Here is an 18249-nt window from a genome sequence, read left to right as displayed (position 1 = left end):
GTCAGTTAAAATTTGTTAATAAACAGTGACTTTTTTAGGTTTTTAACATGTTTTAACACGTTGACGCACAATTGTAACAAGAATATTAAATTTGATGCATATTTTCAAGTTTTATGGACCAAAAAATTAAATTTCATAAATATCAGGGCGCAGGCAATGATTTCATCCTAATCGACAATAGAGATAAGGGATTGAATAACATCAGCACCGCGCTAGTAAAGCATTTATGTGATCGCAGGTTTGGAATCGGTGCGGACGGGCTAATGCTGCTACAAAACACCAACGAGCTTGATTTCGAAATGGTCTATTTTAATTCCGACGGCCGTGAAGGCAGCATGTGTGGCAATGGAGGGCGCTGCATTGTCGCATTTGCCCGCGATCTTGGTATCATAAAAGACAAAACTGTCTTTTTGGCAGTAGATGGAGAGCACGATGCAACTATCCAAAGAGAACAGGTAAAACTTGGAATGACTGATGTCTATGAAATTCAAAAAGATGGAGAAGCTTACGTCTTGCACACCGGTTCGCCACACTATGTGACCAAAGCAAAAAACCTCACACAGCTCGATGTATACCAACAAGGATATGCCATACGCAACAACAGTACCTACAGACAGGATGGTATTAATGTCAATTTTGTAGAAAAAGAAGGAGCTGGTTATTTCCTCCGCACCTTCGAACGGGGTGTAGAAAATGAAACCTACGCCTGTGGTACCGGCGCCACCGCTGTTGCTATGGCTATGGCAATCGAAGAAGATTTGAATGGACCTCTTGAAATCCCTATCCGTGCATTAGGCGGACAATTATACGTGTCCTTTGAGAAAAACGGCCAAAGATTTACCAATGTCATACTTAAAGGTCCAGCTACTTTTGTCTATGAAGGATTTATAGCCATAAGCTTATAGCCGATGGTTATTAGCTTATGGCTATCTGCCATCCGCTATCTGCTATAAGCCATCTGCCAATAGCTAATAACTAACAACGAACTATTTACCTTTTTATTTTTACTTTATCGTTATTCGGGTTATATTAGATGCCTTCTTAAGGAAGTATTAGTAAAGATGCGGCAAACAGAAAAATCTATTCGTTACCAATTGGTTTATTCACTCGGTGAACATCCCTATTTAGGCTATCTCATAGAACCACACATTGTACAACTCAATGCCAATGGCAGTCTTTCTTTATCTTCCAAAAGAGTGTTCTCCAATACCGTTGAAGAATATGCCGCAGCTTTGGATGAGCAGGACTATAAAATCATCAAACTGTTGGACGAAGTCGAACAGACACAGGTCATCAAAAAGTATCATAAAAAAGCCATTCGCCCAGCGGACTACTTTCTCAATATATTCGATCAAAAAATATACGATTATATACGCCCCAAATTAGAGCAGAAATTATTAAAAGCATTAGAATTAATTGGCCAAAAGCCGTTATTCCTAATGAATAAGAAAGATGGCTATTCTGCGGATCAAAAGCTACAAATAGCCCCATTACCTACATCGATTCTATTTCATTTCAGACGAAACGAAGTAGAGACACGTTATTTCCCGACACTGAAATACAATGGGCATCGGATGGAGTTCATGTTCAAAAATGCCGAAGTCATTATCAACGCCCAAGCATGGTTATTAATGGACAATACGCTGTACCATTTTAACCAACCATTGGAAGGAAAAAAACTCAGCCCCTTCTTAAACAAACGCTATATCACCGTAACGCGCGCTACAGAGAAAAAATACTTTGAAACATTCGTCGCCAATCTGATAGAAAAAAACAACGTTTACGCCGAGGGATTTGACATTAAGACGATCAAGGAAGATGCCACCCCCGTACTGACCTTAAACTATGTTATCGAAGGGCAGTCCCACGTACAGCTTTCGTTCAACTACGGTGATTACTCCTTCTCCTATGGCGGAGATCACAAAATATCGGTACGTCTGCAATATGAAAAAGAAAAGGATTGGTATACTTTCTCAAGAATCAAGCGATCCGCTGCCTGGGAAGAAAAACAGCATCAGCACCTTTTAGACTTAGGACTTAAACAAGAAGACTCCCTATTCGGAAGCTATGTTCCAGATCCCGAAAATACGTTTAGCATATTCGACTGGCTCAATCACCACCAAGAAGAACTATTAACTCAAGGCTTCCAAATAAAACAAGACACAGGAGGTAAACAAATCTTTATCGGAAAAACCTCATTGGATATTGAAGTCGTCGAAGATAACGATTGGTTTGATGTACGCGCCTTCGCCAACTTCGGCCCATACAAAATACCCTTTATACAATTACGGGATCATATCCTTAATCATATACAGGAATTCGTATTACCCAATGGCGAAGTGGCTATTATCCCCGAAGAGTGGTTCGCCCAGTATGAACACTTGTTTCAATTTGCACTCAAAAAAGACAGTCTACAGCTTAACAAAGCTCATATCGGAATTCTTCATGAAATATCGGAGCATACAGCACTAAGTATGAGCCGCAAGCTACAACAACTCAGCAATTTCGAAGAGATACAAGAAATAGGACAGCCACAAGGATTCGTTGGCCAACTACGTCCTTATCAACAAGCAGGCTATAATTGGTTCCATTTCCTTCAAGAGTATAAATTCGGAGGAGTACTCGCTGACGATATGGGGTTGGGAAAAACTGTACAGACATTAGCGCTACTGCAGAAACAGAAAGAAGAGTTAAAAGATACGGATCATGCAAAGACGTCTCTACTGATATTACCGACCTCCCTAGTATACAATTGGCAAAAAGAGGCAGATAACTTTGCCCCCAAGCTAAGAGTTCTTTTACACACCGGCACAAACCGTTTCAAAGATCCTTATGCCTTTACCCATTTTGACTTAGTTATCACCACCTACGGTATTGTCCGTAGCGATGAAGCCATATTAAGCAAATGCTTTTTTAACTACATCATCTTAGATGAAAGTCAAAACATAAAAAATCCGACATCTAAGTCCTTTAAGGCAATTAAAGTTTTAAAAAGCCGTCACAAACTAGCCCTCAGCGGTACGCCTGTTGAAAATTCGGTTTCAGATATATGGTCACAGATGCACTTTACAAATCCAGGTCTATTGGGCAGCTATTCGTTCTTTCAAAAAGAGTTTGTCACCCCCATTGAAAAGAAAAAAGACGAGGCCTCCGCCAAAAGACTACAAGCCATCATAAAGCCTTTTGTACTCCGACGGACAAAAAATCAAGTCGCCACAGAGTTACCGCCCAAGACAGAACAGATTATCTACTGCGAGATGACAGAAGACCAATCCGAACGCTACGAGACCACCAAATCGGAGTACCGCAACGCCATATTAGACAGTACGGTACAACAGCAAGGCAAAGGGTCGCAGATTGCATTACTACAAGGCCTAACCAAGCTAAGACAATTGGCCAACCATCCCCAGATGGTGGAAGAAAATTACCAAGCAGGATCGGGTAAGTTCGAAGCTGTTCTTGAAATGCTCGATGCCATATCATCAGAAGGAAACAAGGTTTTGATTTTCTCTCAATTTGTTAAGCACCTCGAAATCTTCAAGAATCACTTCCAAAAACTAAATATTCCTTTTGCCTACCTCGATGGTACCACAAAAAATAGAGCTCAGGCCGTACAGGAATTCAAAACAGATGACAATATCAAACTATTCCTCATTTCAATAAAAGCAGGAGGTGTAGGTCTCAACCTTACCGAAGCCGATTATGTATTTATACTCGATCCGTGGTGGAACCCAGCGGTCGAACAGCAGGCCATAGACAGAAGCCACCGCATCGGCCAGACCCGTAATGTATTCATCTACAAATTTATCAGTAAGGATACTGTCGAAGAAAAAATAGTAGCCATGCAGAATCGCAAGAAATCGATAGCGACATCACTCGTTACCACCGAGGAAAGCTTCGTAAAATCACTATCTCAGGATGACCTAAAAGAGTTATTGAGATAATAAGCACATCAAAGCTATACCCTATTATCGATAAAAGTAATCGGCTTCCGACTTAGCGGATTAAAAACCGACTGTTGCAACTCTTCAAGCACACACAGTTCAATCTTTGGGGCAACACGCAGTTTTGCCCTAAAATGATCCTTAATTCCTCCGATAAACTCTTCCGACGAATTCGCAGACACCAAACGTATCACGATTTCATCCGTACCGATCTCGTTATGAAACAGCTCAATCTGATGCAACAATACTTCAGGAAAACCCGCCAATAGATCATGCATAGCAGGCGGATACAAAGTCGTGCCCTTATATTTGACCATATGCTGCTTTCTCCCTTCCACGGGGCCTATACGATACGTATGACGCCCACAGGCACAAGGTTCTACATGCTTACGCACGATATCCCCTGTTTTAAAACGTAACAGCGGCAAACCCTCCACCCCCAGTGTCGTGACGACAAGCTCACCACTCTCCCCATCCGCAACCACTTCACCCTCATCATCCACAATCTCCGTAATAATCAGATCAGGTTGCACATGTCCCCCCGCAAAATGACCACACTCCGTAAATGCAGCCCCCATCTCCGTAGAAGCGTACGTAGAGTGCAGCTTGATATTCCATTTACTAATAATACGGTCCGTAAGAATCGTATTATTCAAATCCTTGTCACGTAAGGCCTCGCCGATACAGATTACCGCTTTAACACTACTTTTATTATAGTCAATATCATGTTGTTCTGCAAATTCAATCAGCTTCAATAAAAAAGAAGGAACCGCAATCAGATAAGTCGGCTTATACTTCAGTATAGAATCCCATTGCATCTGAGGGATTCCTGACCCCACACGGATTACGCCAGCGCCCAATTTTCTCAAACCCAAAAAATACGCCAGTCCCGCCATAAACCGACGATCGATAGTCGTCATCAACTGCACGCGATCCCCTTGTTTTATTCCTACAGTTTCAAAAGATTGCATCTCATTGGCAGCCAAACGATCCAGATCCTTGTCCGTAAGTCCAAAAGTAACCGGTGTGCCCAATGTTCCAGAAGTTGTACAATAATCAATAATATGCTCAGGAGGCACACACAGAAAATCATCATTATACAGTTGCAGATCATCTTTACAGGTTGTAGGTAATGATTGGAGATCAGACAAGGTCTTCACATTAGATACATCGATATTATGCTTCGCAAATAAACGCTGATAAAACGGCGATCGCTCTGCCAAATAGACCAATTGCTGCTGCAATAGTACCTCCTGAAAAGCTTCAATTGCACGCATCGAAGAATAAACTATTTCCGATGCTTTCTGTTTGACTTGTCCCATAATTTCTGTATTTCTTTTTCAGCCTGTACCGTAGGAATTTCCAGCGTCAACGCCTTCGAAAACTCGACCATCGCCTTATCGTAATCTCCTCTTTTATACCAATACCGTCCAGCAATATAATAAACTAACCAAAGATTTGGGTTAAGCGCCTTAAACTTTCTGAGATCCTCTTCCGAAATTTCCCTTTTCAAACGTATCGCCTGCATAATACGATCTGATTCACTTTTATAGCGTTCGTAATCTTTATATGCGGCAGACTGCACAAAAGAATCCTCCACTATGGTAAGCGAATCCATGAGCCGAGACCTCCCCACGACAGACTCATCCGAGAAGATAGCCTTTAGATCATAAGCCGTAAACGCTCCCAGCTGATAAGGCGAATTAGATACCCATACCAATTTATCCTCCGGTTTAAAGACCACCGCATGATGGGCCAATAAATGATTTAGCGACTTATCATTTCCATAACCGATATCCTCACCTGTCAAGCCCTCTTTATTCCTTAATATATCCACCATTTTGGTCGGGTTAAGTTTATCCTCCTGCCCCAACAGTTCTGAAAGCCGGTCATACCTATACTTCGAATGGCTATTCTGAATATGGGCTATATTACGCTTATCAGAAGCATACGTATCGGACTGAAAATGGTTAGTACATAATAATTGTTGACTGTTTTCGACCTCAAACACATCAAATTTTTTAGGAGATATTTCCAAAAGAACCGCCTTTTTATCATGGGCACTCCCGATCATCAAAGATTCCGAGACAAAAGACCGAGCCTCCTTTGCCACCGCAATTGCCTCTTCAATAGTACCAGCTTTTTCCAAAATCTCACGAGCGACAATAGAAATCGGCCTCCTTGCAGAAAGAGGAATAGATGATTTACCCGCATTCATCGTTACCGTAAGGCCTTCCATATTCATTCCAGAAACAACACCAATCATCCCTGCCCAAGAAATCGACATAAAAGGTATCCCTCCATGAGGTCGCACAAAATTAATAACTTTGTTTTCAGCAAACTCATCATCCACGTAAAAATCAAAATTCCGACCAATCAAAAGTTGACCATCATCCGTATTATCCCCCCAAGAAGCTACCGACGAGCATCCAACAATTGCCAAATCCCGCAAAGCGTGCCCTAAATCATGCGCGGCGTGCATAAATAATGTCAGACTAAAATTATCACCGGCATACGCATATCTGTTATCCAAATGCGTAGACAAAGCATAAATCTCATCAAGATATCCCCTCGGAATATAATCATCCAAGTGCCGGCCATACCAATGAATAAACTTAGATACCAAACGACGCTTAAATCTAGAAGACACCATGCCTTCCAACTTCCCCATAAAGACCGCCTGTTGATGCCTAAACAAATCCGCTGTCAGCAATCCCATCCGATTCCCCAGACCATAAGAATCGCCCGACACATAAAGTTCCCAAGTACCATACCGATTCTTTACCACATAATCCCGATTGCTCAGAACACGCACCGTATCCTCCTCCCGCACCAGCCGAACTGTATCGACCTGCTCCACAAACGAACGGGCATACCGCTTCGAAATTCTATTCGATGCACAGGAAGAACACACGAGCAACAGAAAAATAAATTGCACAATTCTACTCATCCGTCACTGCTTTAATTTTAGCCAATAAATAGAATCCTCCCCCCAACACCTCCATACACGTAGCCACAGCACCAATGGTCACCCCCAGTACACCATGCATCCCGACACTCTGACCTACAAAAAACAAATTAGGAATCTTTGTCCTAGGAGAAATTTTGGTCTGCATCTCATAATTTACATCCTTTTCAGGCCCATATAGATTCCCTTCGCTCGTACCAATATAATCCCGATAAGACAGTGGAGTAGAAGCGTGCACAGCCAATACCGATTCCCGTAGTGCTGGCCAGCGTACCTCTAATTTATCCAATATCCGATTTATTCTACTATCCTTAAAAGCATCATAATCTTTCCCCCTATCACACACCTCCACCACCGTATTTTTTGACAGGCTCCACGGCCGCACCTCTTCAAATTGCATCACACTGAGACAAGTCAATGTATCCGCATATCCAGGAGCATTCTTATCCTCCGTCATCGACAACATATACATCTCAGGCCATTGCTCCTGTTCATACGCCGGAAGATTCCACATCCCCTGTTTATCCCGATGATAATATAGATTCGACCCAACGTAGGGAACAACTCCCTCTTTCAAAACAAAATGCGCACTGAAAGAAGATACTGTGAGCGGTAAATGCTGTATCCGGTCAACATAGACCGAACGGAACAAAGCATTATCCACCTGTTTCAAAGTCGTTTGTGGCTCCACATTAGAAATAAACAAGTCCGCACGATACTGCTCCCCTGCTTTCGTTTCTACCTTATATATACGACCATCCCGACTATGATACTGTACAACCTCCTGATGCCGTAGCGCAACCCCTCCCAAATTTCGAAGCTGTCTAACCAATTGTTTGCTGATTTGACTACCTCCATTTACGCAACGGTATGAACTCTGTATATATGAATTTACGGTAAGAGCGTGAAGATAAAAAGGTGTTCGCCTCGAATCCCCCGCATACAAAAAGTTGGCACCAGCCAATACTGCCCGCAAAGTGACATCAGAAGTCAACTTTTCAAAATAGGCATATACACTCAGTCCCGAAAAGGGGTGCTGATAAGAGACATCTTCAGGTTCCGTTAAATTATACAAAGGAAAAGCCTCACATACGCGCTGTAGATCGCTCACGTATTGCTCCAATGCAGCACTCTCATTTGGAAAAAACACACACAGTTGTTCGATAAAAGAATCATAACCTTGGGCCAAAGGATACTCCACATCATCATCCCCAAAACCTACATAGTCAAATACCTCCGGCATTTGTTCCAGATGGAGCTTATCCATAATACCCAGATAGGAAAAATAACGGTATAAATTCTGTCCTTTCGACAAGCCACCGATATAATGTACTCCCGTATCAAAAATCTTCTTACTTCGTGAGAAAGTCTGTAGATTGCCTCCAAACTGATTGTTCTTCTCCAGTACACACACACGCTTACCTTCTTTAGCTAAGATAACCGCAGCAGCCAAGCCCCCCAGTCCACTGCCCACAATCACCACATCATAGTCAGACTTAAGCATGCCCCCTCCTATAAAACTGAATACCATTTTCAACGGATTCCAGAACAAAGTTCCTTTCCAGCAACAGATCAAGGTTATTACCACTATTAAGATTTACGATGCAGGGATAATCTAACCATCCATCCCATAGGTAATCCGCCCCAAGTAACAACTTCGATATCACCAGCACATCACTGCGTTGCTGCACAGCGACAAAACGTACCGCTCGAGAAGAAGACCAGTAAATACTTTCAGCCACTTTTCTATGTTCCACCTCTTCGATCAAACCATATACCTTCCGTTTCCCCTGGTGCAATGACAAGAGGTAATCCAATTCTCCGAACGAAGAGCTCCAGTGCAACCAATCCCCTCCGTCTGGCAACTGCCGATTAAGCTCCCAAAACAATTGCTTCCAACGTTTTAAGGAATCTTTTACAGATTCAACGATTTCATCATCTTTATAGAGATACGCCAAATGGATCTTAGCCACAAAATAATCCGCATTTTCAAGAGCAAACCGTTGGTCTTCAAAATTCGCTTTAAAGGAAGCAGAAATCGCTTTCGTCCTTTCCGAATAAGTCGTACCATAAGTTTCATCCACTACCGAGATACGCTTCCCAACTATCGGACGAAGCTGTCCGGGAAAGATCAACACATCACCCTTAGGCAACACATCACCATTACCATGAATATAAATAGGTAGGATATCCAATTGCAACTGTTCTGCAAGATAAAATGCGCCTTTATGAAAGCGTTTTATCTGATTATCATAGGATCGTGTCCCCTCCGGAAAGACGACAATAGAATATCCCTGTTCCACCTTTGCTCTCAAAAAGTCTAGACTCCCCTCCACCCCATTACTTGTCGGATAAAATCCAAGAACCCGAACAGCCCTTCCAAAAATCGGAGATTTCCAAACCCAGTCATTCACCAGAAAGATCATCTTCGGAACCAACATCCCCATGGTAAGGGTATCTAGAAAAGAACTATGATTACCGATCACTACCGCAGGCTTCTCAAAGCGTTCGCCGTAAGGATTAGCCGTTTTGTTGCTCACCAACGGATAGCCATACAACACCGACTTCATAAACTTAGAGATCAAGTATCTTAAAAGACCATCTTTACGCTCACGTTTGACAGGAATAATAGGAAGCACCAATCGCGCGAAGAAAGAAAGAAAAATACAACCTAAACCATAATATAGGAAAAGCAATAAAGACCAGAACAGAATAAAGACAGTGAACGGTGACTTTCCATGTTTAGCCCGATCCGTAATAAAGAAACGAAAGATAATAGGATAAAACACAAACGTAATCACCACTGCAGCAAAAACCCCGATCAACGACACCGAAGAAATAGAAATCAATGCAGGGTGTTTGGCAAATATCAGCGCCCCAATAGCCAATACAGTCGTCAACACAGCCAATAAAATAGAAGTACGGAACACCTGAAGCTCATCCTCCCCCGTACTATACTGCTTTTGCAAGGCCGCTGTCATAAAAATACTGAAGTCCACGCCATGTCCAAATACCAAAGTACATACGATCGCAGAAAAAATATTAAACTCAAGCCCAAAAAGCCCCATTATCCCAGCCGTTACCAACCCTGTAAGACCGATCGGAATAGCAGCGAGCAACACCAGTTCCAATCGCCTAAAAAACACCCACAGGATTAACAATATAGCCACCGAAGAATACCCTACCAACGCATTAAAATCGTCTCTCAACTTCCCTAAAAAGGTTTCATTCAATTGCTTCCGATCGACCACCACCACGCCAGGCATTTCCTCCAGTTTCTTGACAAGCTGATTTCTATGCTTCTCCTCGAGTTTAACCATCGATGATACGGTAAAGAACCCATTCTTGCTAACAACAAAATCACGGACACCTACATTCGGTAACAGTTCCAAATCCGAGAGTGCCATCGGAGAAAAAGGCTCTCGCAACAGTCCAAAAAACTGCTCATAGGCATCTGCTGTAAATCCATATTCCTCCCCTATATTCCGGAGATTACGTATAACCAACTCTTTATTATGATAATGCCAAAAGGAGTTCCATGCTGCTATTTTAGCTTGTTGAACCTGAATAGGATTCAACAGATCACCTACGTTAGAAAAGTCCAATATAAGCTCCTCCGCCTTAGCTAGATTAAGGTAAGCAGCAACCTCTTCATTCCGCTGCAACGCCGTATCCAAGGTATTACCTGTCGCCACCACATACAACGATTTGGCCGAGGTATTCATGAGCTTATCCAGACGGGATTCTGTATCCGCTAAGTCAGCTGGCATATAGTTCAAGCCAGCCAGATCATTATTAAAACGCACTTTACCACTCGTAAATAAACTGACTCCGATCAGGACGATACAAGAAACAAGTAATACCTTACTTCGCTCAAAAGGAAATGCAGCCACCTTATCCAACAAGCTATTATGCCGAAGCTCCTCTTTAGGCTTATAAAGATGTGGAATAATAAGCAACGTGAATACCGAGGAAGCGACCAGCGTAATCGATGCAAAAATTCCCAGATCAATTAATGCTGTAGAATGAACAAAAAGAAGACAGAGAAAAGCTACCGCATTCGTCGTCCCCGACATCAATAGCGGCTTAGTCAACTCTTTAAACAATACCTTTACATCCGTATTCTTCTTGAAGTGGGTCAAAATATGCAAAGCGAAATCTATAGTAATACCAATCAGAACAGCCCCAATACTCAGTGATATGGCCGAGATCACAGGCTTATACAAGTAAAGGCAGCCCAATGCAAACACCGTTGCAAAAATGGTCGGTATAAACACCAACAACGGAATATACAACTTCCGATAAAACAGAATCAAGAGCACCATCAGCACCGACATCGATAGCAGTATCGTCTTTAGAATATCCCCTTTAATCTGATCCGCATTCGCGACAGCAACCAGTGCAGAACCAAAATAAGAAATACGGACACGTCCCTCATAGGTGCTGTTCCAGATTTTTTGCAAACCATACAGCTCCTCCGCAAAAGCTTTATTCTTCTCCGTCTCGGCACCTTCATATTTGGGGCTTAAAAAGAGAAGTATTTGCGTCGTATCCTTACTTGTTATAAAACCATCATAAAGTAAAAAGTGATCCCCCACACTGATCCGTTGGAGCTTTTGGAGTCCCATTACAGCCAGTCCCAAGGGATCCTTCTGAATAAATTCTCCTAAGACAAAGCCTGATGGCGAAGACAGCGTTTCATAATTTGCTGCCATGCGCTGAGACAATCCCTCTTTAGATATACGTACCGCCAAACTATCATAATCCGACCCATCAAGAAAAAAAGGAATATGCTCATATACAAAATCGTAAGCCTGCCCTATCACTCCTTCATCCAACTGCCCTGTAATCTCGCGGATATAAAGGCTATCTTGAGATAAGGTATCCGCAAGACCTTGAGCCGCCTCCACAAGATCCTCCACAGCCGCAGTTGGGGACCGCTCTATAAGAACAGTGATTTTATCCGAAAAATTAACCTGCCGAATCGCTTTTGTAGTTAGATCTGACCGCTCACTCTTTGGGATAATCTGTGTTATATCTTCTTCAAAACGGATCTTAGAAGCCAGAAAACCAAAAAACAATAAAAACAATACCGACAATACCAGCGCAATCAGCTTGTGTCGTTGTACCCAACAATAAATATGGTAAAAAAACAAATGCATTATTCAGCTGACACCGATTTATTCTGCTTCATACGGATTAAAATATAACTGCCAAATCCGACCAATAGCCCCATTATCGTCGCTAACAATAAAGACCCGACCAGATATTGCACCAAATGCTGCTGTATCGTATCAAAGCTAATACTATCCAATTTCAACACCCCATTAGCACCAGCTGAGGGTAGCACCAATCCGCCAACAAGGAGCGACGCATAAATAATCAATGGTATAAAAGGAGGTAAACTAACATTTGAAAAAGCAAAGGACAATACCTTATTCAATCGAAAAAAAACCGACAAAGTAATAACCAGTGCTGTCTGAAATCCCCAAACAGGAGCAATCCCCATAAAAACACCAAAACCAATAGAGGCCGCCATCTTCTCCGGAGAGTCTTCTGAACCAAAGATATTTTCCTTTATAAAATCATTCAAACTTTTTTTTTTGAACGAGCGGAAAAAATTTCGGGGGATAATATAAAAAAAAGTAAGAAACACCAATACCGTATTCAAGATACTGATCCGCGTAAAATCCTTAAAAGGTCGAAAATGAGAAACACGCTCCGAAGGATCATACAGCACCTGTACCGGTATATTTCTAACAGCTACACCATTCCATGCAGCACGTACAATAACCTCAATTTCAAATTCAAACTTACGGGTGTAATATTTCCTCGGAATAACATTTAAGGGGTAGGCCCTGTATCCCGATTGCGTATCTTCCAATCGGATGCCCGTCTCAAACCAAAACCAGAAATTGGAAAATTTATTTCCAAAAGAAGACTTTTTGGGGACAGAATCCTGTGTCATATTACGAGCACCGATCAGCAAAACAGGTGTTTCCGATCTTTCAATCTCCTCGACAAAAGCAACCAAATCACTAGGATAGTGCTGACCATCCGAATCAATTGTCACAGCATATTCATACCCTTGCTCCCGTGCTCTTGCCAAACCAGCCCGCAATGCACAACCTTTGCCTTTATTCTGCGCAAAGTCGATACGTTCTATACCCTTATAATCATCTAATATCCGGGAAGTCCCATCCGTCGAACCGTCATTCACCACGATAACCTGCTCCGTATAGTTCAAAACACCATCCAACACGCGACACAGCGTCTTCTCGTTATTATACGTAGGTATAACAACAACAATTCCCAAATGAGTAAGCCGCTGTTGTAAAGAATCTTCCATACGAGTTCTACGGGGTTAATGTACGCAATTCAGCCGCAGTAAAGACAGCCGAACGGCTATCGGCATAGCGCTTGACCATATCTTTCACCACCTTGGTCTGCGAACCAAAATTAGACAAAATCATTTGCTTATCCGTATTAATATTTCCTTTATACTTTAGGATTTTGGGCGTATTCTCCTGAATAATCAGTCGTACCAAACGGATCTCCACATTATTGGGCGCAGCAGCGACAGCACTTTCGATATCCTTAGCCCCTGCAACAAAAAGCTCTTTTTTGTCTTTTCGATCGGAGGCATAGCGAGCTTGCATAGCATAGGCCGCCCCTTTATAAGCCAGCAACACCGGATCCGTTTTATTATAATTCTTGAGCTGATTATACAATGTCGCAGCAGCCTCTTTAGAGGTATCCGATTTTTCAAAATTCGAGCGAACCGAAGATAAATCGATTTGAAACCAAAAGGAGATTGTCAACAAAAAAGATATCAAAGTATTAACCATCTATTTCACCTTAAATGTACATACCAATTTTAACGCGACCGTATCTTCAAAATAGGTCGTATTTTTCACCTTATAATCAGACTCGTCCGAACCCGAAAAGTCAAGTTCCAATCTTAGATCCGCATTCACTTCTGGATTGATCAAAGCCATAAACTTCACATTGGAAGATTTATACATAAAAAGCTTCCTCTGTAAAACCTGTTCACTCAGCTCCTTGACAATCTGCATCATACACACCCCAGGAGTCACAGGCTTATCCGGAAAATGTCCCTTAAAAATAGCATGATCCTTATTCAAAGTAATATCCGCGCTATACTTTTGCTCATCGAGCTGCTTTAATGTCTGTACACTATAAAAATCCTGTAAAAGCATATGTCCTCTTTAGTCTTCAAACTTATATAAAATGATCCATATTCGGCAGCACCTTTGGGCAGAAATCTATAAAAAAGAGAATACACGATGACTCGAGCCCTCCCATCATGACGAAGCAACCGTATATTGAACAAGCGAACCCCATTCGCTGTTAAGACACAGACAGTGCATCAACGATTCAACTCCAAAAGCCACTCCATCGGACTTGAGTCCGTGTTCTCTCCGTGTTGATAGCGTGTTATACTTAGACCTGATACGCTATAACCTATAAGGCATTTCGGAAGCATCTACCATCTTAGTAGATTCTCCACTATATCTGTAGTATATCTCCACTGTATCTCACTGCTAATTTCCTAATGACCCAGCTAGAAAAAATTTCAATTCATTTTTTATTTTGTATTTACGAATTCTTTCGTAGATTTGATTACGAAAAGATTCGTAGATAAACTTAAGAAAAGATGAAACCCACTGAGAGTGAAATGGAAATCCTGCAGGTTCTTTGGAACAAAGGACAATGTAGCGTACGCGAAGTCTTCGAAACCCTAGATAAAAAAGATGTCGGATATACCACGATCCTTAAACTTATGCAGATTATGCATGAGAAGAAAATGGTGATCCGCGACACTTCTTCAAAAACACATATCTATACCGCCAATATCAATAAAGAAAAAACGCAAAATCAATTCTTGAACAAAATGATTGATACCGTATACAACGGTTCGACTTCAAGATTGGTCATGCAGGCACTAGGTAACCATAAGGCCAGCAAAGAAGAAATAGACTTGATCAAAGATTATTTAAATCAACTAGAAAACAAGTAACATGGAAGCATTGATGTCATCTATCAGCACAGCATTAGGTTGGAGTCTCCTACATTCCTTATGGCAAGGAGCCGCTATATACCTTATTCTATTTGGGCTATATCTCGCTATTCCCGGATTAAAAGCCAACACAAAGCACAACCTTGCCTTAACAGCTCAGCTTATCGTTTTTATAAGCTTCACTTACACATTTTTCAATCTATTGGACTATTCGTTTTTATCAGGGAAGCACATCGCTCTGCCTGAAGAAAGCAAAATGTTATTCTATATGGAGTATTTCCAAGAAGCCCAGCCCACCATACAGCAATACTTTATTTATATTGTTCCTCTATATCTGCTCGGTATTCTTGTACAATCTATATTATGTGCCAATAGCTATCTCCGCATTAAAAATCTAAAACGGATTTCAAACTTCCCTGTTCCCCACACTTGGCAACAGCGTTTTTACGATAGTATCATTAGTCTCGGTATCACTAAAGATGTAAAATTACTATTATCGGAAGCTATTTATGAACCTCTGGCAATGGGCTTTTTCAAACCCGTCATTATCTTTCCAGTTGCCTATGTCAACAAGATGTCTCTTTCTGAAGTAGAAGCACTTCTACTACATGAATTGGCACATATTAAACGCAACGACTATTTGTTAAATATGATAAACATCATACTCGAAACAATCCTATTTTTCAATCCATTTATATGGCTTATGTCTAGACACATCCGGACAGAGCGTGAACAAGCCTGCGATGACCGCGTTGTACAATTTTTTCCTGAACCTACGCTTTATGCAAAAGCACTTCTTAATGTCGAATTACTAAAGCAGAATGCTAATTCTCTTAGAATGAGTCTTGCTGCCACCGGAACGGAGCATAAACTATTACATAGAATAAAAAGAATAACTCAAGCAAGAATGGAAACATCATATACCAATCTCAAGCATCAGTTAGCCGCTTCATTACTAGTGGCCTTTACCTTGATATCAGTAGCCTGGACCAAGCCAAATGCCGAGAGCCCAGCAAATGATAAAAAAGCCCTAACAACAAAAGCAGATAGTCTATCCAGCGGGACCACTATACTCCCAGCCCCTGCCATCACCTCACTGACGGACATCAACTTATTAGATGATTCGGTCAAAAACACCATACATCCGCTCATCCTACCCGACACCAATAAAATGGGGCAGCAGATCCAAGAAAAGTTAAAAGCACCGGAGCAGGAAGCATACCTGGTCGAGATGGAGGAAAATGTCCGTAAAATTGAAGAAAAATTCAACTCTCCGGAATGGTTGGCTCATATCGCCAAAATCGAAGAAAATGCACGCAAAATTGAAGAAAAATATAACTCTCCAGAATGGAAAGCTCATATTGCCAAAATCGAGGAAGATACCCGTAAAAAAGTAGAAGAAAAATTCAACTCCCCAGAATGGAAAGCTCACATTGCCAAGATTGAAGAAAATGCACGAAAAATTGAAGAAAAATATAACTCTCCGGAATGGTTAGCTCACATTGCCAAGATCGAAGAAAATGCGCGCAAAATTGAAGAAAAATATAACTCTCCAGAATGGAAAGCTCATATTGCTAAAATCGAGGAAAATGCACGCAAAATAGAAGAAAAATTCAACTCTCCAGAATGGAAGAATAAATTTCAAAAATAGAAGCTGGGTGGCTGTATCATCATTGAAGCTCCCTCGTCATCCCCAAATCGGGATTAGTCATCGAGCGAAAGATAGTGCAGTCGAAATGACGATGAGTTCTACTCTGATACAGCCCCTAATAGCGTAATATAGATGTACGGAAAAAACAGTCTGAAAAAACAAGACAGCAATCTTACAAAACGAGTTAAAGATCAAAAATCGATTCTGCCAATGTCGTGTTTATCTTATGATTGGTAAACACGAAACGTGTAGAACCATTTGAATTATCCAATAACATGACCTCCGCGACCTGATAGGTGGATTTATCAAAACTGACAACCAATTGCTTCATAGCCTTTTTAACCTCTTTAGCAATAGGATCTAATTTTAGAATATACAGTTTATTACTTTGAAAATAAGAGGGGGAGAACTCTGTCCCTTGATAGGTGCCACCATTCATATTGGCCTGTATCGCTTGACTGATCTTCTCAAACTGTTTACTACGCCCCATATCCATGATCTTTTTCTTTCCCTTCTCTTCGATCATCATCTTTTTATCATTGAAAACCATGGTATAAGCCGTAGGGTTGCTATAAAACCACGCCAGCTTATCTGGATTCTTCACATAAAACTTACCCGAAGAAATCAACTCATTCTTAACATAACCGACTTTTTTGTACTGTACAAAATCAGCTGTCAATGTTTTGATCTGAGCCGTTTTACGCATTAAATTCTGAAAAGAGGAAATCTCGGAAGCAGACATTTTTTGCTCCTGAGCAACACCGAAAGAAACATAAAACGCTAAAAAAAAGGATAACAAAAAATTAATCTTCATATGCGTGCAAATTTAGCAATTCATCCGCAGTTACCGAATGCCAATCACGCTCTTTCATATAAACAAGTACCCGTTCTAATACCCTAAGAGTTTTTACGGAGGTATCATGAAACAAAACGATATCACCAGGCTGCAACCTTCGGACCACTCGTTCATAGATTTTGTCCTCATTGGTAAGAACCGTATCCAATGAGCGAATACTCCACCCAATAACTTGATGTTTGGTCTGTTGGACTGCCTTGGCCATTGGTGGATTAGTCACCCCAAAAGGTGGGCGGAAAAGACGGGGCTTCAGTGGTACCAGGTCATTAACAACCGCATCACAACTATCAATCTCCAAAATAACCTGCTCCGCGGTAAGAAAACCAAATGCTTTGGAATGCATCATCGTGTGATTACCGATCGTATGCCCCTCCTCTAAAATACGTTTAAATATACGAGGGTGCTTATTGATCTGTTTACCGATGCAGAAAAATGTAGCTTTTGCATCGTAGCTTTTCAACAAATCCAAGAAATCCTCCGTAATCGGTGTCGGTCCATCATCAAACGTAAGCGCTAAGCTTCGTCCGTCATGCCTTGTCTTTTTATAAAAAACATCGGTAAAATAACTTTGGCGAATATCAAACGAGCCCCAAGTCGTTAGTCCTATCCAAAGCATAATCAAAAGAAAGCACCAAGACCAAGAAATAACGGAAAACAAAGCCAATATCGCTGCCAATATCCCTAAGGACAATAAAACCGGAACGATATTTTTATGTCTGAACATATTTTTATAATTTTCGTGTTATCCTGTTATCAAGTGATCCTGTTATCCAGAAAACTAAACTGTTG

General features: G+C 41.4%; 13 protein-coding genes. 4 read left to right on the top strand and 9 right to left on the bottom strand.

Annotation, left to right across the window (positions count from 1 at the left end):
• The first annotated feature begins 113 nt into the window (after positions 1-113).
• On the top strand, positions 114-905 hold the full coding sequence (dapF, locus tag JKG61_RS13315) for a diaminopimelate epimerase (protein WP_202103470.1): 792 nt from the start codon (positions 114-116) through the stop codon (positions 903-905).
• A 156-nt stretch (positions 906-1061) separates the two neighbouring features.
• The gene (locus JKG61_RS13310) at positions 1062-3944 is read left to right on the top strand and encodes a DEAD/DEAH box helicase (RefSeq protein WP_202103469.1); all 2883 of its coding nucleotides are present in this window, start codon (positions 1062-1064) and stop codon (positions 3942-3944) included.
• Between the two features lie 14 nt (positions 3945-3958).
• On the opposite strand, the gene JKG61_RS13305 is transcribed toward JKG61_RS13310, so the two are convergent.
• The 7 genes from JKG61_RS13305 to JKG61_RS13275 are packed head-to-tail and all read right to left on the bottom strand — an operon-like array spanning position 3959 to position 14132.
• Positions 3959-5266 (bottom strand): phenylacetate--CoA ligase family protein, encoded by a 1308-nt coding sequence (locus tag JKG61_RS13305; protein ID WP_237249474.1) that lies wholly within the window; start codon positions 5264-5266, stop codon positions 3959-3961.
• A complete protein-coding gene (locus tag JKG61_RS13300) occupies positions 5233-6894 on the bottom strand; it encodes a C45 family peptidase (protein WP_202103468.1) in 1662 nt (553 codons plus the stop codon). Before JKG61_RS13300 ends, JKG61_RS13305 begins: the two co-directional genes overlap by 34 nt.
• A complete protein-coding gene (locus JKG61_RS13295) occupies positions 6887-8443 on the bottom strand; it encodes a phytoene desaturase family protein (RefSeq protein ID WP_202103467.1) in 1557 nt (518 codons plus the stop codon). The genes JKG61_RS13300 and JKG61_RS13295 overlap by 8 nt, the downstream gene beginning before the upstream one ends.
• Complete coding sequence (locus JKG61_RS13290; RefSeq protein ID WP_202103466.1) at positions 8409-12074, bottom strand: 1-acyl-sn-glycerol-3-phosphate acyltransferase; 3666 nt, start codon at positions 12072-12074, stop codon at positions 8409-8411. Before JKG61_RS13290 ends, JKG61_RS13295 begins: the two co-directional genes overlap by 35 nt.
• On the bottom strand, positions 12074-13261 hold the full coding sequence (locus JKG61_RS13285; RefSeq protein WP_202103465.1) for a DUF2062 domain-containing protein: 1188 nt from the start codon (positions 13259-13261) through the stop codon (positions 12074-12076). The genes JKG61_RS13290 and JKG61_RS13285 overlap by 1 nt, the downstream gene beginning before the upstream one ends.
• A 7-nt stretch (positions 13262-13268) precedes the next feature.
• Positions 13269-13760, bottom strand: a complete 492-nt coding sequence (locus tag JKG61_RS13280; RefSeq protein ID WP_202103464.1) for a hypothetical protein — start codon at positions 13758-13760, stop codon at positions 13269-13271.
• Entirely contained in the window at positions 13761-14132 is a 372-nt protein-coding gene (locus JKG61_RS13275; RefSeq protein ID WP_202103463.1) for a hotdog family protein, read from the bottom strand.
• Between the two features lie 458 nt (positions 14133-14590).
• On the opposite strand from JKG61_RS13275, the gene JKG61_RS13270 reads away from it, so the two are divergent.
• Positions 14591-14953, top strand: a complete 363-nt coding sequence (locus JKG61_RS13270) for a BlaI/MecI/CopY family transcriptional regulator (RefSeq protein ID WP_021071178.1) — start codon at positions 14591-14593, stop codon at positions 14951-14953.
• Position 14954: 1 nt separating this feature from the next.
• Positions 14955-16604, top strand: a complete 1650-nt coding sequence (locus tag JKG61_RS13265; protein WP_202103462.1) for a M56 family metallopeptidase — start codon at positions 14955-14957, stop codon at positions 16602-16604.
• Between the two features lie 184 nt (positions 16605-16788).
• Here JKG61_RS13265 and JKG61_RS13260 read toward each other — a convergent pair whose 3' ends face one another.
• Both JKG61_RS13260 and JKG61_RS13255 read right to left on the bottom strand, forming a co-directional pair.
• Positions 16789-17418, bottom strand: coding sequence for an outer membrane lipoprotein carrier protein LolA (locus JKG61_RS13260; protein WP_202103461.1), 630 nt, complete (start codon positions 17416-17418; stop codon positions 16789-16791).
• Positions 17408-18184: a polysaccharide deacetylase family protein gene (locus JKG61_RS13255; protein WP_202103460.1), complete on the bottom strand. Its 777-nt coding sequence runs from the start codon at positions 18182-18184 to the stop codon at positions 17408-17410. Before JKG61_RS13255 ends, JKG61_RS13260 begins: the two co-directional genes overlap by 11 nt.
• Positions 18185-18249: the final 65 nt, after the last annotated feature.

Origin of the sequence: Sphingobacterium faecale, assembly GCF_016746095.1 — a bacterium.
In the GTDB taxonomy this organism is placed as follows: domain Bacteria; phylum Bacteroidota; class Bacteroidia; order Sphingobacteriales; family Sphingobacteriaceae; genus Sphingobacterium; species Sphingobacterium faecale.
This window is presented reverse-complemented; position numbering and strand designations above follow the sequence as displayed.